This is a genomic window from Enterobacter sp. fkY84-1, from assembly GCF_052974705.1.
Genome location: NZ_CP169393.1, coordinates 1227166 through 1254055 on the forward strand (window position 1 = coordinate 1227166; position 26890 = coordinate 1254055).

A 26890-nucleotide genomic window follows, 5' to 3' on the forward strand; every position below is an offset into this window, starting at 1 on the left:
GTTCTCAAATAACCATTATTGGTTATACATTCGCTGTGACTCATTATTGTCACTTTCGTTCTGGCCACCAGGCAGACCACTTATTGCAACTCATTCTCATTATTAAGCCTCTCGTTGAGTCAGGCAGACGCGGAGGCTATTCGGTAAAACCTATCACAGCCATAGGGCGGAATGCCGGCGTGACGCATTGCCCAAACTGAAAACCGGTGCTGTAATCAAACCGCTGTTACGGCCTGAAATAAGGTATGTAGAGCGCAACGCAACGCCAGCCCAGGCTGGCACTGAAAGTTCCTGTGGAAAGTTCAGGTATCAGGGCCGCCCACCAGGGCGGCCTTTTTACGTTCAGGCTTTCCGTTAGTTCCGTTCACAAGGTTGTCTTGTTGGCGTTGTAAGGTTTGGCTGATTGATTTGATAAAGCATACGCATTAGCCCCGATGGATAAAGTTGGTTACCTTACATCTCAACGAAAACACGGAGGAAGTACAGATGTCTTTGATTAACACTAAAATTAAACCTTTCAAAAACCAGGCGTTCAAAAACGGTGAGTTCATCGAAGTAACCGAGAAAGATACCGAAGGTCGCTGGAGCGTCTTCTTCTTCTATCCGGCTGACTTCACCTTCGTTTGCCCGACCGAACTGGGCGACGTGGCTGACCATTACGACGAACTGCAGAAGCTGGGCGTAGACGTTTACTCTGTGTCTACCGATACCCACTTCACCCACAAAGCATGGCACAGCAGCTCTGAAACCATCGCCAAAATCAAATACGCGATGATCGGTGACCCGACTGGCGCCCTGACCCGTAACTTCGACAACATGCGTGAAGATGAAGGCCTGGCTGACCGTGCGACCTTCGTTGTTGACCCGCAGGGCATTATCCAGGCTATCGAAGTTACCGCTGAAGGTATCGGCCGTGATGCGTCTGACCTGCTGCGTAAAGTAAAAGCAGCGCAGTATGTCGCTTCTCACCCAGGCGAAGTGTGCCCGGCTAAATGGAAAGAAGGCGAAGCAACGCTGGCGCCATCTTTAGACCTGGTCGGCAAGATCTAAGTCTGTAAAGCCTGGCGGCGCTGCGCTTGCACAGGCCTACAGTATCGTAGGCCGGGTAAACGACGAGCCACCCGGCAATCAATGGGCGCACCCGCGCCCATTTCATTCCAGCACCATGATGCAAGTTGCATTCAGGCCGCCCGTATAAGGCAGCTTGCATGATGACGTTTTAAGAGAGGGAAGAACCATGCTCGACACCACGATGAAAACCCAGCTCAAGGCCTACCTTGAGAAACTGACCAAACCCGTTGAGCTGATTGCCACGCTGGACGACAGCGCGAAATCGGCAGAGATCAAGGAACTGCTGGCAGAGATCGCTGAACTGTCACCAAAAGTGACCTTCAAAGAGGATAACTCGCTTAACGTCCGTAAGCCGTCTTTCCTGATCACTAACCCAGGCTCTGAGCTGGGGCCGCGTTTTGCCGGCTCGCCGCTGGGGCATGAATTTACCTCGCTGGTGCTGGCGCTGCTGTGGACCGGCGGTCATCCGTCGAAAGAGGCGCAGGCGCTGCTGGAGCAGATCCGCGACATTGACGGTGATTTTGAGTTTGAAACCTATTACTCGCTCTCCTGCCACAACTGTCCTGACGTGGTGCAGGCGCTGAACCTGATGTCGGTCCTCAACCCGCGCATCAAACACACGGCAATTGATGGCGGTACCTTCCAGAATGAAATCACCGATCGCAACGTGATGGGCGTTCCGGCGGTGTATCTGAACGGTCAGGAATTCGGCCAGGGCCGTATGACGCTGACGGAAATCGTCGCCAAAGTGGATACCGGTGCCGAAAAACGTGCCGCAGAAGCGCTGAACAAACGCGATGCTTACGACGTGCTGATTGTCGGTTCCGGCCCTGCGGGTGCGGCGGCGGCAGTCTACTCCGCACGTAAAGGGATCCGTACCGGTCTGATGGGCGAACGTTTTGGTGGCCAGGTACTGGATACCGTGGACATTGAAAACTATATCTCCGTGCCGAAAACCGAAGGCCAGAAGCTGGCCAGCGCGCTGAAGGCGCACGTCAGCGATTACGACGTGGATGTGATCGACAGCCAGAGCGCCAGCAGGCTGGTTCCGGCAGCGGTCGAGGGTGGTTTACACCAGATTGAAACCGCCTCCGGCGCGGTGCTGAAAGCGCGCAGCATCATCATTGCCACCGGCGCGAAATGGCGCAACATGAACGTGCCGGGCGAAGATCAGTACCGTACCAAAGGCGTGACCTACTGCCCGCACTGCGACGGCCCGCTGTTTAAAGGTAAGCGCGTGGCGGTGATCGGCGGCGGAAACTCCGGCGTGGAAGCGGCGATCGATCTGGCGGGGATTGTTGAACATGTAACCCTGCTGGAGTTCGCGCCAGACATGAAGGCCGACCAGGTTCTGCAGGATAAAGTGCGCAGCCTGAAAAACGTCGACATCATACTGAACGCGCAGACCACGGAAGTGAAGGGCGACGGCAGCAAGGTCACCGGTCTGGAATACCGCGACCGCGTGAGCGGCGACGTGCACAGCGTGCAGCTTTCAGGGATCTTCGTGCAGATTGGTCTGCTGCCAAACACCACCTGGCTGGAAGGGGCGATTGAGCGCAACCGCATGGGCGAAATCATCATCGATGCCAAGTGTGAAACCAGCGTGAAAGGCGTATTTGCCGCGGGCGACTGCACCACCGTACCGTACAAACAGATTATCATCGCCACCGGCGAAGGGGCGAAGGCGTCTCTGAGCGCGTTTGACTACCTGATTCGCACCAAAACCGCATAAGAAAAGAAAGTAAGGGTACACCTGCAATAGCGAGAGGCCACCGAAAGGTGGCCTCTTTTTTTTATCTGACGACCATCACCGGTATATGGGTGTGGCGGATGACGCTGGAGGCGTTAGAGCCCAGCAGATGTGTGGTAATGGACGGGTTACGCGAACCGATAACCACCACGTCTGCCTTCAGTTCGGTCGCCAGTTCATTTACCGCATCGCGTACGCTGCCGAATCTGACGTGCGTTTTGATCCGTGAAGGGTCGATGCTGAAGTGGCTGACCATGGTTTGCAGGCGATTTTCCGCCTCGTGCTGCAAATGTTCCTCGAAGCGACGCACATCGGCGGCAAAGCGGTGCAGGCTCAGGCTGGCGGAGCCTGGCAGCACGTGTAGCAGATGGATGACACCGTCCTGCTGCGCCAGAAACTCCGCGTGGCGTACGGCCTTGTCGCTCAGCTCCATTTCAAAAACATCAACCGGCATAATGATTCTCTGATACATACCCGTTTCTCCTTGTTTATAAACGCTGTATTCATTCAACCACAAAATAGTCATGGTTTCTGTAAGCGCTCCGTCAGTTTTCTTATCTTGCCAGGATAAATCTCAAAAGACCCGTATTCACAGGCAGACCTTCAGGGGTAGCTACCCTTATACACTTACCCGGAACCTTTCGGAGGTCGCATGAAAGCACTTACGTATCACGGTCCACACCATGTTCGCGTCGAGAATGTCCCCGACCCCATCATCGAACAGCCCGACGATATTATTCTGCGCGTCACGGCCACGGCTATCTGCGGCTCCGATTTGCATCTCTACCGCGGAAAGATCCCGAAGGTGCAGCACGGCGATATTTTTGGCCATGAGTTTATGGGGGAAATCGTCGAGTGCGGCGCAGAGGTGAAGAATTTGCAAAAGGGCGATCGCGTGGTGATCCCCTTTGTTATCGCCTGCGGGGACTGTTTCTTCTGTCGCCTCCAGCAGTATGCGGCCTGTGAGAATACCAACGCCGGGCAGGGTGCCGCACTGAACAAAAAGCAAATTCCCGCGCCTGCGGCGCTGTTTGGCTATAGCCACCTCTACGGCGGCGTGCCGGGCGGGCAGGCGGAATACGTTCGCGTACCGAAGGGTAACGTCGGACCGTTTAAAGTCCCGCAGCTTCTTTCTGATGATAAAGCGCTGTTCCTGTCCGACATTTTGCCCACGGCCTGGCAGGCGGCAAAAAATGCGCAGATTGAAAAAGGCTCAAGCGTAGCCGTTTTCGGCGCCGGGCCGGTGGGGCTCCTGACCATTGCCTGTGCGCGGCTGCTGGGGGCTGAGCAGATCTTTGTTATCGATCACCATCCCTACCGGTTGCGATTTGCCGAGGCGCGCTATGGCGCTATCCCCATCAACTTCGATGATGACAACGATGCGGCGGAAAAAATCATCGAACAGACCGCGGGCCAGCGCGGCGTTGACGCCGTGATTGATGCGGTCGGGTTTGAAGCGAAAGGCAGCACCACGGAAACGATCCTCAGCAATCTTAAAATCGAAGGCAGCAGCGGCAAAGCGTTGCGTCAGTGCATTGCTGCCGTGCGTCGCGGCGGGGTGGTCAGCGTACCCGGCGTATACGCAGGGTTTATCCATGGCTTCCTGTTTGGCGATGCCTTTGATAAGGGGCTGACGTTTAAGATGGGCCAGACGCACGTCCATGCCTGGCTGGGTGAACTGTTACCGCTGATCGAAAAAGGGCTGCTTACGCCGGAGGAGATCGTGACCCATTATCTCCCCCTTGCGGATGCGGAACGCGCCTATAAGATTTTCGAAAAACGGGAGGAGGAGTGCCGGAAGGTGATTCTGGTCCCGGGCGCAGAGACCCCCGAAGCCGCAGAGCAGACCGTTAAAGGGCTGGTGAATGCCTTCCCGGGCGGGGTTGCCTGAGAATATTCGCTTACCAGTGGCGTTCAAGATAGAGCACGGCCGTGACGATAATCGCCACAAAAATCAGAAAGATAAGTGTGATAACGCCTATCTCACTCATGACCGTCCCCGCGGCACCAAAACAGGTTAAGCGTGGATTAAGGCCATTTTGCGCGGTATAGGAAAATTGGGTGAATTTGCGGAAAGAGGATGCGGCTGCATCCTCTGTGCAAAGCGGGTAGGCGCTTATTCAGAAGAGATTAACGCAGGTAATCGCCCGCGGCTTCTGGCTGGTAGAGCAGCTCCAGCACTTCCAGATGGGTCGAGGCGCCACCCGGTAATTCCCAGTGGATCGTATCCCCCGTACGCAGCCCCAGCAGTGCGGCACCCACAGGGGCCAGAACAGAAAGCTGTGTGCTGCTGTCGGTCATCTGAGCCGGGTATACCAGCGTACGGGTCAACTCTTCACCGGTGGTCAGGTTGCGGAATTTCACCTGGCTGTTCATGGTGACCACGTCATGTGGCATTGTCTCAGGCGTGCACATCTGTGCCCGGTCGAGCTCCTCATTCAGGGCGTCGGCCACGGGGAGCGAGGCGAACTCCGCTTTTTCCAGCAGCCTGTCGATACGTTCTGCGTCGAGCTCATTGATGATAATGGTAGGTCTGGACATTTTTTACTCCATGTCGTTAATGCTGCGTCTAACGCAGAAACTGATCCAAAAGAAAACCCTCGCCGTCTGGCAGCGAGGGTTTAACTCTCCCGATGATACTGGCTGAGCGCGCAAGTTTGAAGTGATGAAAGTCACATTCATGGGCCATATGAATTTTCGCTGAAATTTATTCAGTCTTCATTCCTGACGGAATACGTTACGCTGAGTGTCCTGAACCCGGGCGTTGCCCATCAACGAGAGAGAATTATGTACTTCTATCAACCGTCTCAGGGGCACGGCCTGCCGCATGACCCGCTGAACGCCATTATTGGTCCACGTCCGATAGGCTGGATCTCCTCTTGCGACAAGGCCGGTCAGCTGAACCTTGCACCGTACAGTTTCTTCAACTGCTTTAACTACCGCCCGCCGATCATCGGCTTTTCCAGCAACGGCTGGAAGGACAGCGTGCGTAATATTACGGAAACCGGGGAGTTTGTCTGGAACCTGGCAACGCGCGATCTCGCACAGGCGATGAATCAAACCTCCGCGATGCTTCCCCACGATCGGGATGAATTTAGCTTTGCCGGACTCACGCCAGCGGCCAGCCAGCTGGTTAACGCCCCCCGCGTTGCAGAAAGCCCGGTGAATTTTGAATGTCGACTGTCCCAGTGCATTCAGCTTACCGGAGCCGACGGTACGCCGGTGGACACGTGGCTGGTGCTGGGGGAAGTGGTCGGTATCCATATTGCCGAAACGCTGCTGGAAGAGGGGATATACCAGACGGCGAAAGCGCAGCCCATCCTGCGTGCGGGTGGGCCGACGGCATACTATGGCATCAGCGATGAAAACCGGTTTGATATGGTGCGCCCGGGCGCGGATCAGTAACCGGCTTTATCAATCACGAATTGTTTACCGCAGTTACCCGGATGTGGCTGCGGGGCAAATGAGGCCGCAGAAAGCGGGTTGTTAATGGCGTCAGCCTTCAGCGAAATCTGCATCTCGGTCAGATAAGCCGGATTGCCGTTGCAGGTCAGCTTGAACGCTCTGACGTTCTCCTTGCCCCAGCTTTTGGCTACGGCACTGTCAAAGTCGCTGCGATTGACGGGTTTTCCGTAGTTATTGGCAAGGAATTTACCGACCGCACTGTTTTTAACTTCCTGATTCATCCGCACCATCGTGCCGAAATAGGCATCCGGATCGAAACCAAAGCAGACGCCATGTTTGGCGTATTCGTAGCGTTCCAGGCAGGAATTACCGCCCGCACCCGGCATCACGTCGTTGAGCTTTGCGGCAGCAGAAAGCGACAGTCCGGTTTCGGCGGCATCGCATTTGCGGCTGGCCTTCACTTCCGGCATGTTCGGAATGGGGCGCGTGGCGCAGCCAAAACGCATCCATCGACGTTCATCCACCCCGCGTGCGGCAATGGATTTCGGCAGGCCGGGCCATAGCCCGTGAACGGTCAGAAAATCAGCTTTATTTTCGCGCTCTTTTTGCAGGCGACATTCGTCAGGTTCATTGCGGTTGCGCTCGACCATGCTCTGGCAAAACCCGGTTTGCCAGGACAGAGCCAGCACATAGCGATCGAAATCGCCATACTGGGTTGCCTTGAGCGGTTCTGCCTGCGTGGAGAAAACACAGAGGGCAAGCGCGATTGCCCCAGACGGGATAACGATATCCTTCCTGAACATATGATTTCCTGATCGAATGAGCGTGATTGATTTCTGGGGGTTATTAAAGCACAAAAAGCGCCCGCAGGCGCTTTCTGGATATCAGGAATTTAGCTTAGGCTGCGCCGGGCACCAGCACTTCCGTGGCGATAATCACGATAATCAGCCCAACCATAACGGGCACTGAGGTGCGTTTTACCACTTCAAATGGCGAGATTTTCGCCATCCCGGCAACGGCGACGACCACGCCCGATACCGGGGAAATGGTACGGCCCAGGTTTGACGCCTGCAGCATGGGAATGGAGAGATAGGCCGGGTTAATACCGGAGGAGTGGGCCAGTTTCGGGATCATCTCCACGAAAGCGTAGAAAGGCGCATTGCCGGAACCGGTGGTCATGGCCGCCAGCATGGTGAGTACCACCAGGACCAGCATCAGGATAATACTGGCCGAGCCGAACGAGGTGGCGATAGAGATCAGGCTCTGGATAAAGCCGATGGTGCTCAGACCCTGAGCAAAAACGCCCGCTGCCACCAGCAGCATCACCACGCCAGCGAAGGCATCCGCCATACCGCGATAGGCGACTTCCAGACCCGAGAACACCTTTTGCGTGTTGAAACCGCGCACAAACTCCAGCACGGCAGCCAGCAGCATGCAGATAACCAGAATGGTGATGATGTGCAGCTGCGGGCCCCATTTGCCGTCAAAAATCAGCACTCCGATAATCGGCGTGAAGGGCAGAATGGCATAAAACGCGGGTGCGGTGGTGGTGATCTCACTCACGTCCATCATCTCGTGGCTGATGTTTTCTTTCTTATCCAGATAGCGCTGCCAGAAGAAATGCGCGATTCCCATTCCCACAATGGCGACAATAGAGATTGGCAGCGTGGTTTTAAAGGCGAAGTCGATGAGCGACATCTCCGCAGCCTTTGCCGCCAGCACAACGTCGCCGGAGGTTGGGGAAAGAATAATGGCTGCCGGAGACGCGCAAATGGCTGCTGCCGCGCCGCGGCTGATACCGACGTTCACCATGACCGGGAACAGCGTGGCCATGAGCAGTACGCCAAGTCCGGTTGCCGACGACACGGCCAGCGACATCAGGCAGGCGAGGAAATAGGCGGCGACCATCAGCAGATAGGGTGAGTTGATGTATTGCAGCGGTTTTGAGGCAAGCTTAACGACCATGTCGTTGGCACCGATATGGGTCATGTAGGCGGCAAAACCGCACAGCATCATGATCATCATACCCAGGTCGCCGCCGCGGCTCATGAGTAATATCTTAATGTATTCAACAATATCAGTGGCGGTGTAACCCGTACTGGTTGCACTGGCAGGTAATACCTGATGTCCCATTATGGCGCTGATAATCAGCAGCGTTAAACCGCCAACAAATAATACGCCCGTGGCCGAATAGCCTTTAATGATGTAGCGTGCGACACCGACAATGACGACGACCCCAATAAGGAGTTCGAATAACGTAAGCATGATTTCCCCTGTATCTCTGCTGCAATGGAGCACAAAAAATCAATAAAAATAAGAAGGATGAAAATGTGCCGAATAAATGGCCTGTTCTTGCTGATTAAAATCAATAAACAGACGACTAGAGAGCAGAACAACCGTGTTTTTGCCATGGCTCTTACATTTACGCCATGAGAGTCTTGACCGTCAGAAATAGCGCAATATGTCCTTACAATGATAACAGATTGTTAATATTTTGTGTAATTCAGCATGTTGCTGATATACAAGGCTAAACAGGTTAAAGGCTTACTTTGAATGTGCTTATTCAGACTTGCGGTCCAGTTTATTGAGAATATTCCCGAAAAAAGGCCGAATAATTAGGAATAACGCTGATGTCGTTAAGCCTTGATTCAACTACTTTATGGTAAACTTTGCCTCGAATACTAAGAATGGTAATTGCATTGTGATCGTACGTAATACATTTTTCTCAATTTTATTGTTTATTTTTGGGCAGTTAACGTTTTCTTCTGTTGCACAGGCAGAGGACAACGCGACGGATAAAGGGTGGTTCTCAACCTTTACGGATAATGTCTCTCAGACCTGGACGGCGCCCGAACATTATGATCTCTATGTTCCGGCAATAACGTGGCATGCGCGTTTTGCTTACGACAAAGAGAAAACCGATAAATATAACGAGCGTCCGTGGGGCGCTGGTTTCGGTCAGTCGCGCTGGGATGATAAGGGAAACTGGCATGGCATCTATCTGATGGCCTTTAAAGACTCCTTTAATAAATGGGAGCCGATTGGGGGCTACGGCTGGGAGAAAACCTGGCGCCCGCTAGCCGACGAGAACTTCCATGTCGGGTTGGGCTATACCGCGGGGGTCACCGCACGTGACAACTGGAACTACATTCCGATCCCGGTGCTGCTGCCGTTGGCCTCTATCGGTTACGGCCCCGCAACGTTCCAGATGACCTACATCCCGGGCACGTACAACAACGGTAACGTTTACTTCGCCTGGATGCGTTTTCAGTTTTAACTGAAAAAACGTTACCTGTTGGTGATAAAACGCGCAGCCGTTGATTCATAAACGATAAAAATCTGCCAGTGAAAATTAACGCGACTTTAGTCACTTTTTATCAAAGATCCGCTGGACAAAAGGTCTCACAATTGATGTACTGGTAACCGACACAGCATTTGTGTCGTTTTTTAATGTAAAGGTAATTTTGATGTCTAAGATTAAAGGTAACGTTAAGTGGTTTAATGAGTCCAAAGGATTCGGTTTCATTACTCCTGAAGATGGCAGCAAAGACGTGTTCGTACACTTCTCTGCAATCCAGTCTAATGGTTTCAAAACTCTGGCTGAAGGTCAGCGTGTAGAGTTCGAAATCACTAACGGTGCCAAAGGCCCTTCTGCTGCTAACGTAATCGCTCTGTAATCCAGACGCGTCAGCAAGAATTTCAAAACCCGCTCACTGAGCGGGTTTTTTTCGTTTTGAATCAGCCAAGCAGATACATTTTCAGGAAGCTGGCCACGATCAGCACGCTTAACAACACCATGCCTGCGCTCATCAGACTCTGTTTCATTCTGTCACCCTCGTTCAGTACTGCATCCAGAGTGACAGAGAAAAATTAAGCCAACATTAACGGTTCGGCTGTTAATGCGCGCTTGCAGAAGAAAATAGCCAAAATGCGATCCCCGTCATCGCAAAGGAGCCGAGCATATTGATTGCCATATTCATCAGCGCCCAGCCGATACGGCCTTCCTGAAAGAGAAAAACCGTTTCCGCAGAAAAGGTTGAGAAGGTGGTTAACCCGCCGCAGAATCCGGTGGTAATCAGGACTTTCCACATTGGGTCAATGTGTGTCATTCGGTTAAACCAGGCCAGCCCCATGCCAATGATAAAGGCACCTATCAGGTTTGCAGCCAGCGTCCCCATGGGAATCGCCTGATGCAGGGGGTTAAACCGCATACTGAGAAACCATCGCGCAACGCTACCCGTTCCCCCACCAATAAAAACGGCTAAAAGTAGTTGTAACACGCTAAATACCTGCTATTTGATGTGTAAGAGAAGCGAGTTTAACGCCGTTTATGATGAGGGGACAAATATGTATGTTGCGGTAGGGCAATTTGCGGTCACGCCTGACTGGCAGGCTAACGCGTTAAAATGCGTCAATCTGATGATGCAGGCCCAACAGAAAGGCGCGTCGCTGCTGGTGCTTCCTGAGGCGCTGCTGGCCAGGGATGATAATGACCCGGATTTATCCGTGAAGTCCGCGCAGCCGCTGGACGGTGAATTTTTACAGCAATTGCTCGCGCAGAGCGTGGGCAATACGATGACGACGATCTTAACAATCCATGTTCCCTCTACGCCGGGTCGGGCGGTGAATACGCTGGTGGCGATTCGCGGCGGAGCCATAGTCGCACGTTACGCCAAGCTCCATCTTTATGATGCCTTCAGCATTCAGGAATCACGGCGCGTCGACCCAGGAGACCGTGTTCCGCCGCTGCTGGAGATTGACGGATTAAAGGTTGGGCTGATGACCTGCTATGACCTGCGTTTTCCGGAGCTGGCACTCCATCTGGCGCTACAGGGGGCGGACGTGCTGGTTCTGCCTGCCGCGTGGGTTAAAGGGCCGTTAAAGGAACATCACTGGGCAACGCTGCTGGCGGCACGCGCGCTGGATACCACCTGCTATGTCGTTGCTGCAGGAGAATGCGGAACGAAGAACATCGGGCAAAGCAGGGTGGTCGATCCGCTGGGTGTGACGATTGCCGCCGCTGCGGAAGCCCCGGATTTGCTGGTGGCAGAGATAAACATAGACAGAATTGCGCTTGCGCGTCAGCAATTACCTGTTCTTCGCAATCGTCGGTTTGCGCCACCGCAATTATTGTGATGTTTTTTTCAACAATGCTTGATTCACCTTGTTACAGATTGCTATTGTGTGCACGCGCTAAATGACCGTTAATACAGTCAGGTTTTGGCGCTGAATGCAGCCTGTTTTAAGTAAAGAAGGTATCTATGGGTGAGATTAGTATTACCAAACTGCTGGTGGTTGCCGCACTGGTCGTCCTGCTGTTTGGTACCAAGAAGTTACGCACGCTGGGTGGTGACCTGGGGGCTGCCATCAAAGGCTTTAAGAAAGCGATGAACGACGATGATACAGCCGCGAAGAAAAGCGCTGAGGATGACGTCCCGGCAGACAAGCTTTCTCACAAAGAGTGACAGCAACGCCTGCGGGCTTGCGAAAAAAAACCGGCTCATGAGGCCGGTTTTTTTGTATTACTGTAAATGAATATTACAGCATTATTTAACTTCTTCGCCTTTTGCCTGCATATCTGCATGGTAGGAGGAGCGAACAAACGGGCCGCATGCGGCGTGAGTAAAGCCCATCGCCAGCGCTTCGGCCTTCATTTCATCAAACTCGTCCGGGCTCACGTAGCGCTGTACCGGCAGGTGGTGACGGCTTGGCTGCAGATACTGGCCCAGAGTCAGCATGGTTACACCGTGGCGGCGAAGATCGCGCATCACCTCGATGATTTCATCGTTAGTTTCACCCAGACCTACCATCAGACCTGACTTGGTCGGAATATGCGGATGCGCTTCTTTGAAGCGTTCCAGCAGTTTCAGAGACCAGTTATAGTCAGCGCCCGGGCGCACCTGACGATAGAGACGCGGTACGTTTTCCAGGTTGTGGTTAAACACATCTGGCGGCGTCGCGGTCAGGATATCCAGCGCGCGGTCCATACGGCCGCGGAAGTCTGGCACCAGCGTCTCGATTTTGATGTTTGGGCTTTTCTCGCGAATGGCCGTAATACAGTCAGCGAAGTGCTGCGCCCCGCCGTCGCGCAGATCGTCACGGTCAACGGACGTGATAACCACATAGCGCAGCGCCATGTCGGCGATGGTCTGCGCCAGCTTCTGGGGTTCGTTAGCATCAGGTGCGACCGGACGGCCATGAGCAACATCGCAGAACGGGCAGCGGCGGGTACAGATAGCACCCAGAATCATAAACGTCGCGGTACCGTGATTGAAACATTCAGCAAGGTTCGGACAAGAGGCTTCTTCACAAACGGAGTGAAGGCCATTCTTGCGCATCGCCGCTTTGATCCCCTGGATACGCGAAGAGTCGGCCGGAAGTTTGATTTTCATCCATTCCGGTTTTCTTAACAGCGCCTCGCGCTCTGTAGCCACGTTTTTAACCGGGATAAGGGCCATTTTATCGGCATCGCGGTATTTAACACCGCGTTCCATCACAATGGGTTTACTCATAGCGTGCGTGTTCCAGTTGCGAATATCGAAGGAAAGCGTTTCAATTCAAGGGAATGTTGTATTTATCAACTATTTTTGAACGAACGACAGGCAGTATATCATTGAAACGGTCGTTAAAGCAGCCTGCCAGATCGCCAATTTGTAAAATAGTTGTTGTTTTGTGCCTTTTGCCCTGCCTGTCGCAGGGGCTTATGCTGGCTCAACCTGTCAGAAGGCCTGACGGATAATGCGGATGACGTTTTCCAGAACCGGATCGCGCAAGCTCAGCTTGTTGTAATGCAGTGAAATTTCAATAGATTCCGCATTAAGCTGGCTGAGGGGGATACTGTCCAGCGGCCAGCATTTCCGGAGCAGGCTGTACAGGCGCGATGGCATGATGCACAGCATATCGCTGCTGCCTATCAGGGATGCGGTGGTGAACATATTGTAACTGCTGAAGCTGATCTGACGTTCCGGGAAAATTTCATCAATACGCTGACGAAGGCCATGGTTGGACTGCCCTTCGGTCATGAAAGACGAGTGGTCGTAGTTGCGCAGGTTTTCGATGGTCAGCGGCTCGCTGAGGGCAGGATGCTGCTGACGGCAAACCAGTACCAGGTTATCCGCATAGAGCACATTTTGCCCCAGCGCTCTGGCACTGAAGCTGCCGCTTTCAATAATCAGGTCCGTCTGGAACTGGGCAAGCTGAACGTCAGGTTCATGGAGAGGCACATTGCGAAGCAGGAGCTGCGGAGCATGCTCTTTTACGGCCTGGAAGATCGCAGGCATGACCAGCACACCCACAGAAGGAGAACAGCCGATGGTGATGGTTCTCTGCTTATCATAGCTCCCGGTTAAATCCAGTGCGCCCAGAATCGACTCCAGCCCCTGGCTGATGTACTCATGAAGATGCGTGGCGTAAGCCGTCGGCGTTACCCCCTGGCCCTTACGGATAAATAACGGGTCAGGAAATATAGCGCGTAGCTTTTGGATTGACTGGCTTATTGCTGATGGCGTGAGATTAAGAATTTTCGCAGCGTTAACGATACCCTTATGGACATATACTGCCTCAAAAATAGTCAGTAAATTGAGATCAATATTACGTAAAGTCCGAAAAATTTGCGGCTTGTCTTCGCCACCAGGTTCATTCAGTCGTTTGGCTGGTAAATTATTATACTCCACGCTTTCACTCCGTATACATTCACAATATGAATGATAGTTGAATTTATTTATTATGCTTGTAGAGATTCGTAAAGTGTTGGTTTTGTTTCATTTGTTTATCAAAAGCAAACACTTGTGTGATAATTGCTCACGTTACTTATGCCGTGTTTGCCGTGCATGCTGGAGGCTAAATAATATGTAGCGGTAATATTCGGGCGCTTCGAAAATATAGAATCTATGGATTATTGTAAAGTGCAAAAACGGTAAATAGACAGTGGCCCGTCAAATTAGCGAGCCCTGTTGTACGATATATTAAGCAGGGATATATTCGTGCGGGGGATTGTTAAGTAGTGCTAACACGTTCTTTAACAGCACGGGACGAATCGTGTCTGGCGTAGCGGTTTCTACCCACTGGCGCATTTGCGTCATTTCCATGCCGGCGTAGCCACAGGGGTTTATGCGCTGGAAAGGCGCGAGATCCATATTAATATTCAAGGCCAGGCCATGGAATGAGCAGCCTTTACGAATACGCAGCCCCAGAGAGCAGATCTTCATTTCCCCAACGTAAACCCCAGGCGCATCGGCACGCGGATGCGCATCAATACCATATTCCGCCAGCGTGTTGACGACGGTTTGTTCCAGTAGGGTAACCAGTTCACGAACGCCGAGCTTTCTGCGCTTCAGATTGAGCAGGACGTACATCACCTGCTGCCCGGGACCATGGTACGTGACCTGACCGCCGCGATCGCTCTGGATAACCGGAATATCGCCCGTCATTAATAAATGTTCTGCTTTTCCCGCCTGACCCTGCGTAAAGACCGGCAGGTGTTCGACCAGCCAGATCTCATCGGGGGTAGTGTCATCGCGTGAATCGGTGAAGTCATGCATAGCCTGGGAGACAGGCTCGTAAGGTTGCAGCCCGAGGTGACGGACCAGAATTTTATCCTGATACAAAACTGCGTCTCCGAAGACGAGGGACAAAAGGTATGCGGGAGTATATCACAGCGGGGAGATGGGTTACCCGGCAAACCGGGTAACCGCAAAGGGACTACAGCACCATACGAACGATTTCGATATTGCCGAGCTCTTCGTACAGCGTCTCAACCTGCTCAATGTGTGTCGCAGTGATGGTAATAGAAACCGAGTGGTAGTTGCCCTTGCTGCTTGGTTTTACTGACGGAGAGTAGTCACCCGGCGCATGGCGCTGTACCACTTCAACCACCTGATCAACCAACTCAGGTTTCGCCAGACCCATTACTTTGTAGGTAAATGGGGTAGGGAATTCAAGCAGTTCGTTAAGTTTGGTTTTCATGTCAGCTCCGGCGTAACGTCAAAAAATAATAACTCCCACGTCAGGTGGGAGTTATCAGGATACTTAGTATATGGGGATCAAAATCACACTTTCAAGTGTTCGATTTTTAACCAAACCAGTGGTGGAACATCAATTTAATATAATCAATGATTTTGCCGAAGAAATTGCCTTCAGGAATTTCTTGCAGGACCACCAGCGGGCGCTGATCGATCGTTTTGCCATCCAGCTGGAAGTTGATTGTGCCCACGACCTGATTTTTCTGCAGCGGGGCGTGCAGCTCGGTGCTGTTCAGGACGTAGCTGGCTTTCAGATCCTTCATACGACCGCGCGGAATGGTCAGGTAGAGGTCTTTATCAACGCCGAGAGAAGCACGGTCGTTGTCGCCGAACCAGACGGGTTCAGACGCAAACTCTTTGCCTGCTTTCAGTGGATTCACGGTTTCGAAGAAACGGAAGCCCCAGGTCAGCAGCTTCTTGCTTTCTGTTTCACGGCCTTTAAAGGTGCGGCCACCCATCACGGCAGAGATCAGACGCATCTGGCCTTCAGTGGCGGAGGCGACCAGGTTGTAGCCCGCTTTGTCGGTGTGACCGGTTTTGATGCCGTCAACGTTCAGGCTGTTATCCCACAGCAGGCCGTTACGGTTGGTCTGACGAATACCGTTGAAGGTGAACTCTTTCTCTTTATAGATAGAGTACTCATTAGGAACATCGCGGATCAGCGCCTGACCAATCAACGCCATGTCACGTGCCGAGCTGTACTGACCGTCTGCGTCCAGGCCGTGTACGGTCTGGAAATGGCTGTTTTTCAGACCCAGCGCGTTCACGTAGCTGTTCATCAGGCCTACGAAGGCATCCTGGCTACCGGCGGCGAAATCGGCCATCGCCACGCAGGCATCGTTACCCGACTGCAGGTTGATACCGCGAATCAGCTGGGAAACAGGAACCTGCATACCCGGTTTCAGGAACATCAGAGAGGAACCCTTAAAGACCGGGTTCCCGGTTGCCCACGCATCGTTACCGATGGTGACCAGATCCGTTTCTTTGAATTTACCTGCCTTCATCGCCTGGCCGATAACGTAGCTGGTCATCATTTTGGTCAGGCTGGCCGGGTCACGGCGGGCATCGGCATTCTGTTCTGCCAGCACTTTGCCAGAGTTGTAATCGATCAGGATGTAGGATTCCGCGTCGATTTGCGGAACGCCAGGGATCATGGTCTTGATATTCAGGTCATCGGCGTGAGCTGCAGAGAGCGCAGCCGCGCAAAGGGCCGTGGTCAGCGCCATGCGCTGCACAAAACGAGCAGAAAAAGTGGTCTTCATGGTCAGAACTACGACATCCGTGATGGAATTAAAAAAAGTGCCTTACTATAGCAAATGCTATTCAGGCAGGCATCCGACTTTAAGCATGAGTTTGTGAATGTGTTTTACACAAACTGACAATTCGGATACCGCCGGTTAATTATTTCGCAACAGCGATAAATGACTGAAGCTGAGCTTCATTCTGCAGACGCTGCTGCAGGGAGGCTGCCTGCGATTTGCTGCCAAACGGCCCCATCTGAATGCGCCAGACCGCACCGTTCTGCTCAACGCGTCCTGGTACGCCAAACTGCTGGCTCAGACGCTGCTGATACTGTTTAGCCCGGGCCTGATCGCTCACAGCACCGACCTGAACCACATAGCTGCCGCTGGCCGCTGTTGGAGCCGCCACCGCGGCACTTTGCGTGGCCGCGGGCGCCGTTACGGGAGCCGACTGGGTCGCTGGTGCAGCAACGGGAGCGGGGGCTGGGGTAGGTTCACTGCCTTCCAGCACGCCCGAGGCTAAGGTCGTCGGTGCGCCAAGAAAACCGCTGCTCTTTACCGGTGCGCCCGTTGAATCGTCGCTTTGCAGCGTGTCGTTGCTGATTGGGCGTATTTCTCCCCCCGGCTGAGCAGGCTCGGCCGGAGAAGAAACGCTGCCCATTCCGCCGTCAAGATTGGGGCGGTCGGGCAGGGCATAGGTCTGTTTCGCCACCGTCGTACACGCGGTACCCGGCCCGGAGAGGGAGCCATCCTGCGCCACGATAATCGGGTCAATACGGACTTTAGTGTTGTTCGAGGTATTCAGGCGATCGGCAGACGCGCGCGACAGGGAGATCACCCGGTCATTACCGTAGGGGCCGCGGTCGTTGATACGCACGACAATCATGCGGCCGTTTGCCAGGTTGGTGATACGGGCATAGCTCGGGATCGGCAGCGTCGGATGTGCCGCCGTCAGCTGCATGGGGTCGAACGTCTCTCCGGAGGCCGTCAGGTTACTGCCTGGCTCGGCATCATAAATGGCGGCAAAGCCCGCCTGGCTGAAACGGGAAGGATCCTGAACAATTTTATAGCTTTTGCCGTCGCGCTCGTAATCCTGATTGGCACTGGCATTCAGCGGTTCATAAACGGGATCGGCACCGCTGATTTCTACGATCGGGCCATTACACACCGCAGGCTGCGGCGGCGCGACGGTTGCCTGTTGCTGACCATCATCACTAGTACAGGCCGCAAGTAAACTTGCCGCAATGCAGATCCCCAGCCACTGCTTACGCATTCCGATCCCCTTATTTTTATACGCTTTTTGACAACATTTTTCTGTGGGTATGGATCGACATCACGATACCAAACCCGGCCATCAACACGATCAGTGCCGAGCCTCCGTAACTCACCAGCGGCAGCGGTACGCCTACCACCGGCAGAATACCACTCACCATACCAATATTTACGAAGACATAAACGAATAAAATCAGCATCAACCCGCCAGCCATGACGCGACCAAAGGTCGTTTGCGCGCGTGCTGCAATCCACAATCCCCGCATGATCAGCAGAACGTATAGGGCCAGGAGTATTAAGATGCCCACCAGCCCCAGCTCTTCCGCCAGGACGGCAAAGATAAAGTCGGTGTGGCGTTCCGGTAAAAATTCCAGCTGCGACTGCGTGCCGTGCAGCCAGCCTTTACCGCGCAGGCCGCCGGAGCCAATCGCAATCTTGGACTGAATAATATGATAGCCCGCGCCCAGCGGATCGGTTTCCGGATCGAGCAGCATCATGACGCGCTGGCGCTGGTAATCGTGCATCAGGAAGAACCAGAGAATAGGGATGAACGCCGCAATCAGCACTACCGCGATACCAATCAGGCGCCAGCTCAGGCCCGACAGGAACAGGACAAACAGGCCGGAGAGGGCGATGAGGATAGAGGTACCCAGGTCAGGCTGTGCCGCAACCAGCAGCGTTGGCAGGAAAATCAGCACCAGCGCGATAGCGGTATTCTTCAGCGACGGCGGACAGACGTCGCGGTTGATAAAGCGTGCCACCATTAAGGGCACGGCGATTTTGGCAATTTCCGAAGGCTGAAAGCGGACAATGCCCAAATCCAGCCAGCGTTGCGCCCCTTTTGAAATGGCCCCAAAGGCATCGACCGCAACCAGCAAAATAATACAGAAGATGTAGAGGTAGGGCGCCCAGCCTTCGTAGACGCGCGGCGGGATCTGCGCCATCACCACCATAATAATCAGGCCCATGGCGATCTGGCCGATTTTGCGCTCCATCATCCCGATGTCCTGGCCGCTGGCGCTCCAGATAACCAGCGCGCTGTAAACCAGCAGAGCCAGCAGGATCAGCAGCATGGCTGGGTCGATGTGGATTTTGTCCCACAGCGATTTTTTATTTGGATTATCCGTCATGATTATTGGTCCTCCGCCGCAGCGGCGGCCGGGTTTTCAGCCGGCAGTTCGGTGTTGTTATCACCCAGCATAATGTGGTCAAGGATCTGGCGCATGATGGTCCCTACTGCAGGCCCGGCACCGCCATTCTCCAGAATCATCGCCACCGCGACCTGCGGGTTGTCATATGGGGCAAACGCCGTCATCAGCTTGTGGTCACGCAGACGTTCGGCAATGCGGTGCGCGTTATAGGTTTCGTTGGCTTTCAGACCAAAGACCTGCGCAGTACCGGATTTTGCGGCGACTTTGTATGGCGTTCCGGCGAAATACTTGTGTGCGGTACCGTTCGGGCGGTTTGCCACGCCGTACATACCGTCTTTCGCGATTTCCCAGAAGCCGGAATGAATGTCACCCACCGGCGCTTCGTGCGGCTGGTTCCACGGCACTTTTTTGCCGTCTTCAACCGTACTCTGCAGCAGGTGAGGCACTTTCACCACGCCGTCATTGATGAGGATCATCATGGCTTTGTTCATCTGAAGCGGCGTTGCCGTCCAGTACCCCTGACCGATACCCACCGGAATGGTGTCGCCCTGATACCACGGTTTTTTAAAGCGCTTCAGCTTCCATTCGCGCGTCGGCATGTTGCCGGAGCGTTCTTCCGCCAGGTCAACGCCGGTGTAGTGTCCGTAGCCGAATTTGCTCATCCACTCTGACAGGCGGTCGATCCCCATGTCATATGCCACCTGATAGAAGAAGGTATCCGCAGACTCCTCCAGCGATTTGGTGACGTTCAGATGACCGTGGCCCCATTTTTTCCAGTCGCGATAGCGCTTTTCTGAACCGGGCAGCTGCCACCAGCCTGGGTCAAACAGGCTGGTATTGCGGTTGATGACGCCAGCGCTCAATGCCGAGACCGCCACGTACGGTTTAACCGTGGATGCCGGCGGGTAAACCCCTTGCGTCGCGCGGTTCACCAGCGGCGTGTTGGGGTCATTCAGCAGACCGGAGTAGTCTTTACTGGAAATGCCGTCAACAAACAGGTTCGGGTCATAGCTTGGCATAGACACCATTGCCAGGATGCCGCCGGTGCGGGGATCGGTGACCACAACGGCTGCGCGGCTGCCTGCCAGCAGGGTTTCAATATACTGCTGTAGCTTAAGGTCGAGGGTCAGATAGACGTCATGCCCCGCCTGAGGCGGCACTTCTTTAAGCTGGCGAATCACGCGGCCACGGTTGTTAACCTCAACCTCTTCATAGCCGGTTTGCCCGTGCAGGACATCTTCGTAGTAGCGTTCAATACCGAGCTTACCGATGTCGTGCGTTGCGGCGTAGTTCGCCAGCTTGCCGTCTTTATCGAGGCGGTCGACGTCTTTGTCGTTAATCTTGGAGACGTAGCCAATCACATGCGTCAGCGCGGAGCCGTAGGGGTAGTAGCGACGCTTGTACCCCTTTACTTCCACGCCGGGGAAACGGTACTGGTTCACCGCAAAGCGGGCCACCTGGACTTCCGTCAGGTTGGTTTTAACCGGTATGGAGGTGAAACGGTGAGAGCGGGCGCGCTCTTTTTTGAAGGCGGCGATATCGTCGTCGTTAAGGTCAACAACGCTTTTCAGCGCTTCCAGCGTATCCTGAACGTTATCGACTTTTTCCGGCATCATCTCGATTTGATAGATGGTGCGGTTTAACGCCAGCGGGGTGCCGTTGCGATCGTAAATAATGCCGCGGCTGGGTGCGATAGGCACCAGCTTGATACGGTTTTCGTTGGAACGCGTCTGGTAGTCGGTAAAACGGACAATTTGCAGATTATAAAGGTTGGCGATCAGCACGCCGGTAAGCAGCAAAATCCCGGTGAAGGCGACCAGCGCCCGGCGCACAAACAGCGCGGACTCAGCCGTATAGTCGCGAAAAGAATTCTGTAGTTTCATCCGCTGCTTAATCTACCCTGGTCAGTCATTACTCGCGGTGATAGGGGTGGTTGGTAGTAATGCTCCACGCGCGATACAGGCTTTCTGCCACCAGTACCCGAACGAGCGGGTGGGGAAGCGTCAGCGCGGAGAGGGACCAACTTTGTTCTGCTGCCGCTTTGCAGGCAGGGGATAACCCTTCGGGTCCGCCAATCAACAGACTGACGTCACGGCCATCCTGCTTCCAGCGCTCCAGTTCGTGCGCCAGCTGCGGCGTATCCCAGGGTTTTCCTGGAATATCGAGGGTGACGATGCGGTTTTTGCCAGCGGCAGCCAGCATCAGTTCGCCCTCTTTATCGAGAATACGTTTGATATCGGCGTTCTTGCCGCGCTTACCGGCGGGGATTTCCACCAGTTCGAACGGCATGTCTTTTGGAAAACGACGCAGATATTCAGTAAAACCGGTTTGTACCCAGTCCGGCATTTTGGTGCCGACGGCGACCAGCTGCAACTTCACGCATTAACCCCAGAGTTTTTCCAGCTCATACAGGCGACGGCTCTCTTCCTGCATGACGTGGACAATCACATCGCCGAGATCGACAACCACCCAGTCAGCCGTCGCTTCACCTTCAACGCCGAGCGGCAACAGCCCTGCAGCACGTGATTCCTGTACCACGTGATCGGCAATTGAAACAACATGACGTGTGGACGTACCGGTGCAGATGATCATGCAGTCGGTAATACTGGATTTACCTTTAACGTCGATAGCGATGATGTCCTGACCTTTCAGGTCATCAATTTTGTCAATAACAAAATCCTGGAGTGCTTTACCCTGCAAGTTTTCCCCCTGGGGTGAATGAGATTGTAAAACGTTGAATTCGTAGCCAGACAGTATACCTGAACTCATGCCTGTATCGGGACAAAAGTCTCCGGTCGGGCTTTTGAAGGCGGGTATCATCCCACCCTCTGCCTGAGATTGCATCGCCATTTTTGTAAAACAATTTCTGTAAAGCAATCATCGGCGGGAAAGTCTGGCAGCGGAGAATAACAGTATGGCTTACCCTGTCAAGGCAGGATAAACAATAAGCCGCTTTTTATGCCCTCCGGCTATTCATCTGCGCTTTTCTGATACAAACCATGCGTATGGATATAGGCCAGCACCGGTGCGGGGAGCAGATCGTCACACGCTAAACCCTGCTGTAAGCGCTCGCGAATGAGGGTTGCAGAGATATCGAACCACGGCGTTTCGGCCAGATAAATCTTCCCGGCAGGCTGAGTGTGAAGATCTTCAACATTGGCGGTGAGATGATCTTCCAGCCACTGCTGGTACTGCGCTTCGCGCATGGTCAGCGGATAGCCAGGACGGCGGCAGACGAGCAGGTGGCTGTTCTCCAGAATGGTTTCATATTTATGCCATGTGGGGAAGTTCAGCAGGGAGTCCTGTCCGATGATAAAAGCCAGCGGCTGGTCTGGACCTTGTTCTGCGCGCCATTCCTGAAGCGTCTGCGAGGTCCAGGAGGGCGTATCGCGACGCAGCTCACGCTCGTCAAGCCGGAAGAGCGGCTTATCTGCGATGGCCAGGGTAAGCATCTCTTTTCGCTGCTCGCTGGTCGCCTCGGGCTGTGGACGGTGGGGCGGGACATTATTCGGCATGATGGTGACGCGCTGAAGGCCGATCAGATTCGCCAGAATTTCAACCGGCTTCAGATGCCCGTAGTGTGCCGGGTCGAAGGTGCCGCCATACAGGGCCTGTAAAGAGTGCATACTATCCATCAATAAAAACGTCTGCCAGCGCCTTGTGGCAGAGCAGCAGGGAAAGGCTTTCCAGCTCAGCCCAGACCGACTGGCCGTAATCTTGTTTTAACGTGAGTTCGGCGCGCATCAGAAGCTGTACCGCCTGGCGAAGCTGTTCATGACTCAGACGGTTGATGGCCTCGGAAGTCAAAGCCCGGCGATTTTGCCACACCCGGTGTTTATCAAACAGCGAACGCAAAGGCGTATGGGCAGACTGACGCTTGAGCGTAATCAGCAGCAGCAGTTCGCGCTGCAGCGTACGCAGCAGAATGACCGGTTCGCTGCCTTCGAGGCGCAGCTGCTGCAGAATATGCAGGGCGCGTTTACTTTTTGCCGACAGCAGCGCGTCCACCCAGTGGAACGGCGTGAAGTGCGCCGCGTCGTTAACGGCCTGCTCGACGCGCGGCAAGGTCAGCTTGCCGTCCGGCCAGAGCAGGGAGAGTCTGTCCAGCGCCTGCGCCAGGGCCAGCAGGTTACCTTCATAGCAGTAGCAGAGCAGCTGGTTCGCCGCGTCATCCAGCTGAAGGTTGTGCTGCTTCGCTCTCGCGGCGACCCATTTAGGCAGATGCGCCTGCTCAGGTGTCTGACAGGTGACCAGCACCGCGTGGGGCGCGAGTTGGGTAAACCATGCCGCGTTTTCCTGCGCTTTGGTCAGCTTGTTGCCACGCACAATCAGGATCAGATCGCTGTGTAAGAGGCTGACCAGCGTAGCAAGCTGCTCGTTCATCGCCGCGTTAGGCCCGTTTTCCGGCAGCAGGATCTGAATCGTCTGGCGCGATGCGAACAGGCTCATCGCCTGACAGAGCGAGAAGAGGGCGTTCCAGTCGGTATTGTTATCCAGCTGGACGGTGTGGTGTTCATCAAAGCCCTGCGCGGCGGCGGCATGCCGCACGGCATCCAGGCTTTCCTGAAGTAATAACGGATCGTTTCCAAGAAGCAGATACGCCGCGCGCAGCCCTTCATTGAGCTGCGCGCGGAGTTGTTCAGGATACAGCCTGATCATCATTTACCCAGAGAGTTAGCAGCAGGAAGCGTGCCATCAACCGGTTTATCAACAATGTCAGATCCTTGTTTGGTTGACGCTGCAATACTTGGCAGTTTACGGATCAACTGCTCCGCCGCCTTGTCGTACATTTCGTTGATGATAATCTGCTGTTCGGCATCTTTTGCCAGCGCCGTCTGCGGGTTATCGAAGAACGAACGGTACACTTTCGTGCTGATCGGATAGATATCTTTACCCGGGATCAGGACTGCCGCGTTGACCGTCAACACCATTTGATACTCTGCGGTACGGCCATCCTGGAAGATAGACGCAGTGTCTCTCGACAGGCCACTTCCTGTCACACGCAGAGACGGTACATCCTGACGCAGCGTCTGTTTCTCAACAAGCTCAACGCCGTTCAGACGCAGCTGATTGCGAATTGCCCGGCTGAGTGGACCGTTCGGATCCCCGGAATCAAAGATCATGGTTTTCATCTGAGCAGGCACCGCCGTGGTATTGCGCAGGTGCCAGCCGCAGCCAGCGGTGACAAGCACCGCCAGAGATAAGAGTATTGTTGCCAGTTGTCGCACGTTTCCTCCCGCGCTTAGCCAACGACCAGATTCAGCAGTTTACCAGGTACGTAGATCACTTTACGTACGGTAACGCCCTCAAGATATTTAGCGACCAGTGGTTCCTGGCCCGCGCGCTCGCGAACCTGTTCTTCGGTTGCATCGACCGCCACGGTAATTTTACCGCGGACTTTACCGTTCACCTGGACCACGACCAGCGTGGTGTTTTCCACCATCGCGGCTTCGTCAGCCTGCGGCCACGGCGCGTTGTCGATATCGCCTTCGCCTTTCAGCTCCTGCCACAGGGTAAAGCTAACGTGCGGCGTGAACGGGTTCAGCATGCGAACGACGGCCAGCAGCGCTTCACGCATTAAGGCACTATCCTGCTCGCCGTCCTGCGGGGCTTTCGCCAGCTTGTTCATCAGTTCCATAATAGCCGCAATTGCGGTATTGAAGGTCTGACGACGACCAATATCATCGGTCACTTTCGCAATGGTTTTATGAACGTCACGACGCAGCGCCTGCTGATCTTCAGTCAGGGCAGCAGCGTTCAGCGCCGGGGCATCGCCCAGTGAGGTGTGCTCGTAAACCAGCTTCCAGACGCGTTTCAGGAAGCGGTTTGCGCCTTCCACGCCAGACTCCTGCCACTCCAGCGTCATGTCTGCCGGAGAGGCAAACATCATGAACAGACGCACGGTATCCGCACCATAACGCTCAACCATCACCTGCGGGTCGATACCGTTGTTTTTCGACTTGGACATTTTGCTCATGCCGGTGTAGACCAGCTCGTGACCTTCAGCGTCTTTCGCCTTCACGATACGGCCCTTCTCGTCGCGCTCAACGATCGCGTCAACCGGAGATACCCAGTTACGCTCGCCGTTCGCCCCGACGTAGTAGAAGGCATCCGCCAGCACCATGCCCTGGCACAGCAGCTGTTTTGCAGGTTCGTCAGAGTTCACCATGCCCGCATCGCGCATCAGCTTGTGGAAGAAGCGGAAGTAGAGCAGGTGCATGATGGCGTGTTCGATACCACCGATGTAGATATCTACCGGCAGCCAGTAGTTCGCTGCTTTGGAATCCAGCATGCCGTCCTGATACTGAGGACAGGTGTAGCGAGCATAGTACCAGGATGACTCCATAAAGGTGTCAAAGGTGTCGGTTTCGCGCAGCGCAGGCTGACCGTTGACGGTGGTTTTCGCCCACTCAGGATCGGCTTTGATCGGGCTGGTGATACCGTCCATGACCACGTCTTCCGGCAGGATCACCGGCAGCTGATCTTCCGGCGTTGGCATCACGGTGCCATCTTCCAGCGTCACCATTGGAATTGGCGCACCCCAGTAACGCTGACGGGAAACGCCCCAGTCGCGCAAACGGAAGTTAACTTTACGCTCGCCCACGCCAAGGGAGGCCAGCTTGTCGGCGATAGCGTTGAAGCCCTCTTCGAAGCTCAGACCGTTAAACTCGCCGGAGTTGAACAAGGTCCCTTTTTCGGTCAGCGCTTGTTCGGACAGGTCTGGTTCAGAACCGTCAGCCGTCAGAATAACAGGCTTGATGGTCAGGCCATATTTGGTGGCAAATTCATAGTCGCGCTGGTCGTGACCTGGAACAGCCATCACGGCGCCTGTGCCGTATTCCATCAGAACGAAGTTGGCGGCCCAGACAGGGATCGCTTCGCCCGTCAGCGGGTGAATGGCTTTAAAGCCGGTATCAACCCCTTTTTTCTCCATCGTTGCCATATCGGCTTCTGCCACTTTCGTGTTGCGGCACTCGTCGATGAAGGTAGCCAGTTCCGGATTGTTTTCTGCCGCTTTCTGCGCCAGCGGGTGTCCTGCGGCCACGGCCAGGTAGGTCGCGCCCATGAAGGTGTCCGGACGGGTGGTGTAGACGGTCAGGGTCTGGTCGTAGTTCTCAACGTTGAAGGTAATTTCCACGCCTTCAGAACGGCCGATCCAGTTGCGCTGCATGGTCTTAACGGTATCTGGCCAGTGGTCCAGATTATCCAGATCGTTCAGCAGCTCATCAGCGTAAGCGGTGATTTTAATAAACCACTGCGGGATCTCTTTACGCTCTACTTTGGTGTCACAGCGCCAGCAGCAGCCATCGATAACCTGTTCGTTCGCGAGAACGGTCTGGTCATTCGGGCACCAGTTAACGGCAGAGGTCTTCTTATACACCAGGCCTTTTTTGTACAGCTCGGTGAAGAATTTCTGTTCCCAGCGGTAATATTCCGGGGTACAGGTTGCCAGCTCGCGGCTCCAGTCATAGCCAAAGCCCAGCATTTTGAGCTGGTTTTTCATGTACGCGATGTTGTCGTACGTCCACGGTGCCGGCGCCGTATTGTTTTTGACCGCCGCGCCTTCCGCAGGCAGACCGAACGCATCCCAACCGATGGGTTGCAGAACGTTTTTGCCCAGCATGCGCTGGTAGCGCGCAATCACATCACCGATGGTGTAGTTACGCACGTGGCCCATGTGTAGTCGACCAGAAGGATAGGGAAGCATCGACAGGCAGTAATACTTCTCTTTGCTCTCGTCTTCGGTTACTTCAAAGGTGCGCTTCTCGTCCCAGTGTTGCTGGACTTTTGATTCTATCTCTTCCGGGCGGTATTGCTCTTGCATGGCAGCCAGTGGTCCTGTGTTCAATACAGCTACAAATGTAGCCAATGGATGTGGTAATTCAGATCCGCATAGCATAGCCCAAACGCCCGCGTCAAAACAGCCTTTCGCACAAATGCGCTTTGCAGGAATTTACCGGGTCTGTGCTTCACCTGACA

28 protein-coding genes are annotated in these 26890 nt (G+C 54.2%); 8 read left to right on the plus strand and 20 right to left on the minus strand.

The features are described 5' to 3' along the window. Positions 1–486 precede the first annotated feature (486 nt). Positions 487–1050 (plus strand): alkyl hydroperoxide reductase subunit C, encoded by a 564-nt coding sequence (gene ahpC, locus ACEPLT_RS05715; protein ID WP_008501015.1) that lies wholly within the window; start codon positions 487–489, stop codon positions 1048–1050. Positions 1051–1237: 187 nt separating this feature from the next. After that, a complete protein-coding gene (ahpF, locus tag ACEPLT_RS05720; protein ID WP_032674357.1) occupies positions 1238–2803 on the plus strand; it encodes an alkyl hydroperoxide reductase subunit F in 1566 nt (521 codons plus the stop codon). Positions 2804–2864: 61 nt separating this feature from the next. On the opposite strand, the gene uspG is transcribed toward ahpF, so the two are convergent. After that, a complete protein-coding gene (gene uspG / locus ACEPLT_RS05725; RefSeq protein WP_008501017.1) occupies positions 2865–3293 on the minus strand; it encodes a universal stress protein UspG in 429 nt (142 codons plus the stop codon). A 180-nt stretch (positions 3294–3473) separates the two neighbouring features. Between uspG and ACEPLT_RS05730 the strand changes: the two genes are divergently transcribed. After that, positions 3474–4712 carry a zinc-dependent alcohol dehydrogenase gene (locus tag ACEPLT_RS05730; protein ID WP_008501018.1) on the plus strand — a complete coding sequence of 413 codons (1239 nt, stop codon included), beginning with the start codon at positions 3474–3476 and terminating at the stop codon, positions 4710–4712. Positions 4713–4722: 10 nt separating this feature from the next. Here ACEPLT_RS05730 and yldA read toward each other — a convergent pair whose 3' ends face one another. Next, a complete protein-coding gene (gene yldA, locus ACEPLT_RS05735; RefSeq protein ID WP_008501020.1) occupies positions 4723–4812 on the minus strand; it encodes a small membrane protein YldA in 90 nt (29 codons plus the stop codon). Positions 4813–4951: 139 nt separating this feature from the next. Continuing rightward, the gene (gene rnk / locus ACEPLT_RS05740; protein WP_008501021.1) at positions 4952–5362 is read right to left on the minus strand and encodes a nucleoside diphosphate kinase regulator; all 411 of its coding nucleotides are present in this window, start codon (positions 5360–5362) and stop codon (positions 4952–4954) included. A gap of 246 nt (positions 5363–5608) precedes the next feature. Here rnk and ACEPLT_RS05745 point away from each other — a divergent pair, with 246 nt between their 5' ends. Further along, positions 5609–6226 carry a flavin reductase family protein gene (locus tag ACEPLT_RS05745; RefSeq protein ID WP_008501022.1) on the plus strand — a complete coding sequence of 206 codons (618 nt, stop codon included), beginning with the start codon at positions 5609–5611 and terminating at the stop codon, positions 6224–6226. Here the strand turns inward: ACEPLT_RS05745 and rna are convergent. Beyond that, a complete protein-coding gene (rna, locus tag ACEPLT_RS05750) occupies positions 6220–7029 on the minus strand; it encodes a ribonuclease I (RefSeq protein WP_008501023.1) in 810 nt (269 codons plus the stop codon). The two genes, ACEPLT_RS05745 and rna, sit on opposite strands and share 7 nt — an antisense overlap. Before the next feature lie 94 nt (positions 7030–7123). Further along, the gene (dcuC, locus tag ACEPLT_RS05755; protein ID WP_021242585.1) at positions 7124–8491 is read right to left on the minus strand and encodes an anaerobic C4-dicarboxylate transporter DcuC; all 1368 of its coding nucleotides are present in this window, start codon (positions 8489–8491) and stop codon (positions 7124–7126) included. Between the two features lie 394 nt (positions 8492–8885). Between dcuC and pagP the strand changes: the two genes are divergently transcribed. Then, the gene (pagP, locus tag ACEPLT_RS05760; RefSeq protein WP_008501026.1) at positions 8886–9503 is read left to right on the plus strand and encodes a lipid IV(A) palmitoyltransferase PagP; all 618 of its coding nucleotides are present in this window, start codon (positions 8886–8888) and stop codon (positions 9501–9503) included. Positions 9504–9693: 190 nt separating this feature from the next. Beyond that, entirely contained in the window at positions 9694–9903 is a 210-nt protein-coding gene (gene cspE, locus ACEPLT_RS05765) for a transcription antiterminator/RNA stability regulator CspE (protein WP_002439184.1), read from the plus strand. A gap of 219 nt (positions 9904–10122) precedes the next feature. Here the strand turns inward: cspE and crcB are convergent, their stop codons facing one another. Then, a complete protein-coding gene (gene crcB, locus ACEPLT_RS05770) occupies positions 10123–10506 on the minus strand; it encodes a fluoride efflux transporter CrcB (protein WP_008501029.1) in 384 nt (127 codons plus the stop codon). 67 nt (positions 10507–10573) lie between these two features. Here crcB and ACEPLT_RS05775 point away from each other — a divergent pair, with 67 nt between their 5' ends. Then, positions 10574–11362, plus strand: coding sequence for a deaminated glutathione amidase (locus tag ACEPLT_RS05775; RefSeq protein WP_059359609.1), 789 nt, complete (start codon positions 10574–10576; stop codon positions 11360–11362). 125 nt (positions 11363–11487) lie between these two features. Next, positions 11488–11691, plus strand: coding sequence for a twin-arginine translocase subunit TatE (gene tatE / locus ACEPLT_RS05780; RefSeq protein ID WP_008501031.1), 204 nt, complete (start codon positions 11488–11490; stop codon positions 11689–11691). Positions 11692–11772: 81 nt separating this feature from the next. Here the strand turns inward: tatE and lipA are convergent, their stop codons facing one another. The 14 genes from lipA to leuS all read right to left on the minus strand — a co-directional run bounded on the left by lipA (position 11773) and on the right by leuS (position 26735). Beyond that, positions 11773–12738 (minus strand): lipoyl synthase, encoded by a 966-nt coding sequence (gene lipA / locus ACEPLT_RS05785; protein ID WP_008501032.1) that lies wholly within the window; start codon positions 12736–12738, stop codon positions 11773–11775. A gap of 207 nt (positions 12739–12945) precedes the next feature. After that, the gene (locus tag ACEPLT_RS05790) at positions 12946–13899 is read right to left on the minus strand and encodes a YbeF family transcriptional regulator (RefSeq protein ID WP_021242582.1); all 954 of its coding nucleotides are present in this window, start codon (positions 13897–13899) and stop codon (positions 12946–12948) included. A gap of 291 nt (positions 13900–14190) precedes the next feature. Next, positions 14191–14832, minus strand: coding sequence for a lipoyl(octanoyl) transferase LipB (gene lipB, locus ACEPLT_RS05795; protein ID WP_008501034.1), 642 nt, complete (start codon positions 14830–14832; stop codon positions 14191–14193). 94 nt (positions 14833–14926) lie between these two features. Then, positions 14927–15190, minus strand: a complete 264-nt coding sequence (ybeD, locus tag ACEPLT_RS05800; RefSeq protein ID WP_003858718.1) for a DUF493 family protein YbeD — start codon at positions 15188–15190, stop codon at positions 14927–14929. Between the two features lie 106 nt (positions 15191–15296). Next, complete coding sequence (gene dacA / locus ACEPLT_RS05805; protein ID WP_008501035.1) at positions 15297–16508, minus strand: D-alanyl-D-alanine carboxypeptidase DacA; 1212 nt, start codon at positions 16506–16508, stop codon at positions 15297–15299. A gap of 139 nt (positions 16509–16647) precedes the next feature. After that, complete coding sequence (rlpA, locus tag ACEPLT_RS05810; protein ID WP_021242581.1) at positions 16648–17760, minus strand: endolytic peptidoglycan transglycosylase RlpA; 1113 nt, start codon at positions 17758–17760, stop codon at positions 16648–16650. Positions 17761–17776: 16 nt separating this feature from the next. Then, on the minus strand, positions 17777–18889 hold the full coding sequence (gene mrdB, locus ACEPLT_RS05815; RefSeq protein WP_008501037.1) for a peptidoglycan glycosyltransferase MrdB: 1113 nt from the start codon (positions 18887–18889) through the stop codon (positions 17777–17779). 2 nt (positions 18890–18891) lie between these two features. Beyond that, positions 18892–20793 carry a peptidoglycan DD-transpeptidase MrdA gene (gene mrdA / locus ACEPLT_RS05820; protein ID WP_023293034.1) on the minus strand — a complete coding sequence of 634 codons (1902 nt, stop codon included), beginning with the start codon at positions 20791–20793 and terminating at the stop codon, positions 18892–18894. A 28-nt stretch (positions 20794–20821) separates the two neighbouring features. Continuing rightward, on the minus strand, positions 20822–21289 hold the full coding sequence (gene rlmH / locus ACEPLT_RS05825) for a 23S rRNA (pseudouridine(1915)-N(3))-methyltransferase RlmH (protein WP_003858701.1): 468 nt from the start codon (positions 21287–21289) through the stop codon (positions 20822–20824). Between the two features lie 3 nt (positions 21290–21292). Continuing rightward, positions 21293–21610 (minus strand): ribosome silencing factor, encoded by a 318-nt coding sequence (gene rsfS / locus ACEPLT_RS05830; protein ID WP_003858696.1) that lies wholly within the window; start codon positions 21608–21610, stop codon positions 21293–21295. 269 nt (positions 21611–21879) lie between these two features. Further along, positions 21880–22545, minus strand: coding sequence for a nicotinate-nucleotide adenylyltransferase (gene nadD / locus ACEPLT_RS05835; RefSeq protein ID WP_248248794.1), 666 nt, complete (start codon positions 22543–22545; stop codon positions 21880–21882). Continuing rightward, positions 22538–23569 (minus strand): DNA polymerase III subunit delta, encoded by a 1032-nt coding sequence (gene holA / locus ACEPLT_RS05840; RefSeq protein ID WP_039024429.1) that lies wholly within the window; start codon positions 23567–23569, stop codon positions 22538–22540. The genes nadD and holA overlap by 8 nt, the downstream gene beginning before the upstream one ends. Continuing rightward, positions 23569–24138, minus strand: coding sequence for an LPS assembly lipoprotein LptE (gene lptE, locus ACEPLT_RS05845; RefSeq protein ID WP_008501042.1), 570 nt, complete (start codon positions 24136–24138; stop codon positions 23569–23571). Before lptE ends, holA begins: the two co-directional genes overlap by 1 nt. A 14-nt stretch (positions 24139–24152) precedes the next feature. Continuing rightward, entirely contained in the window at positions 24153–26735 is a 2583-nt protein-coding gene (leuS, locus tag ACEPLT_RS05850) for a leucine--tRNA ligase (protein ID WP_232928085.1), read from the minus strand. Positions 26736–26890: the final 155 nt, after the last annotated feature.

Bases quoted from the DNA above. Each gene is read 5' to 3' on its own strand.
- cspE (WP_002439184.1), top strand. From the start codon at position 9,694: ATGTCTAAGATTAAAGGTAACGTTAAGTGGTTTAATGAGTCCAAAGGA.
- ahpC (WP_008501015.1), top strand. From the start codon at position 487: ATGTCTTTGATTAACACTAAAATTAAACCTTTCAAAAACCAGGCGTTC.
- rna (WP_008501023.1), bottom strand. From the start codon at position 7,029: ATGTTCAGGAAGGATATCGTTATCCCGTCTGGGGCAATCGCGCTTGCC.
- leuS (WP_232928085.1), bottom strand. From the start codon at position 26,735: ATGCAAGAGCAATACCGCCCGGAAGAGATAGAATCAAAAGTCCAGCAA.
- tatE (WP_008501031.1), top strand. From the start codon at position 11,488: ATGGGTGAGATTAGTATTACCAAACTGCTGGTGGTTGCCGCACTGGTC.
- pagP (WP_008501026.1), top strand. From the start codon at position 8,886: ATGGTAAACTTTGCCTCGAATACTAAGAATGGTAATTGCATTGTGATC.
- ACEPLT_RS05730 (WP_008501018.1), top strand. From the start codon at position 3,474: ATGAAAGCACTTACGTATCACGGTCCACACCATGTTCGCGTCGAGAAT.
- rlpA (WP_021242581.1), bottom strand. From the start codon at position 17,760: ATGCGTAAGCAGTGGCTGGGGATCTGCATTGCGGCAAGTTTACTTGCG.
- ybeD (WP_003858718.1), bottom strand. From the start codon at position 15,190: ATGAAAACCAAACTTAACGAACTGCTTGAATTCCCTACCCCATTTACC.
- rnk (WP_008501021.1), bottom strand. From the start codon at position 5,362: ATGTCCAGACCTACCATTATCATCAATGAGCTCGACGCAGAACGTATC.
- ACEPLT_RS05745 (WP_008501022.1), top strand. From the start codon at position 5,609: ATGTACTTCTATCAACCGTCTCAGGGGCACGGCCTGCCGCATGACCCG.
- holA (WP_039024429.1), bottom strand. From the start codon at position 23,569: ATGATCAGGCTGTATCCTGAACAACTCCGCGCGCAGCTCAATGAAGGG.
- dcuC (WP_021242585.1), bottom strand. From the start codon at position 8,491: ATGCTTACGTTATTCGAACTCCTTATTGGGGTCGTCGTCATTGTCGGT.
- ahpF (WP_032674357.1), top strand. From the start codon at position 1,238: ATGCTCGACACCACGATGAAAACCCAGCTCAAGGCCTACCTTGAGAAA.
- yldA (WP_008501020.1), bottom strand. From the start codon at position 4,812: ATGAGTGAGATAGGCGTTATCACACTTATCTTTCTGATTTTTGTGGCG.
- lipA (WP_008501032.1), bottom strand. From the start codon at position 12,738: ATGAGTAAACCCATTGTGATGGAACGCGGTGTTAAATACCGCGATGCC.
- mrdB (WP_008501037.1), bottom strand. From the start codon at position 18,889: ATGACGGATAATCCAAATAAAAAATCGCTGTGGGACAAAATCCACATC.
- ACEPLT_RS05775 (WP_059359609.1), top strand. From the start codon at position 10,574: ATGTATGTTGCGGTAGGGCAATTTGCGGTCACGCCTGACTGGCAGGCT.
- mrdA (WP_023293034.1), bottom strand. From the start codon at position 20,793: ATGAAACTACAGAATTCTTTTCGCGACTATACGGCTGAGTCCGCGCTG.
- uspG (WP_008501017.1), bottom strand. From the start codon at position 3,293: ATGTATCAGAGAATCATTATGCCGGTTGATGTTTTTGAAATGGAGCTG.
- nadD (WP_248248794.1), bottom strand. From the start codon at position 22,545: ATGGATAGTATGCACTCTTTACAGGCCCTGTATGGCGGCACCTTCGAC.
- dacA (WP_008501035.1), bottom strand. From the start codon at position 16,508: ATGAAGACCACTTTTTCTGCTCGTTTTGTGCAGCGCATGGCGCTGACC.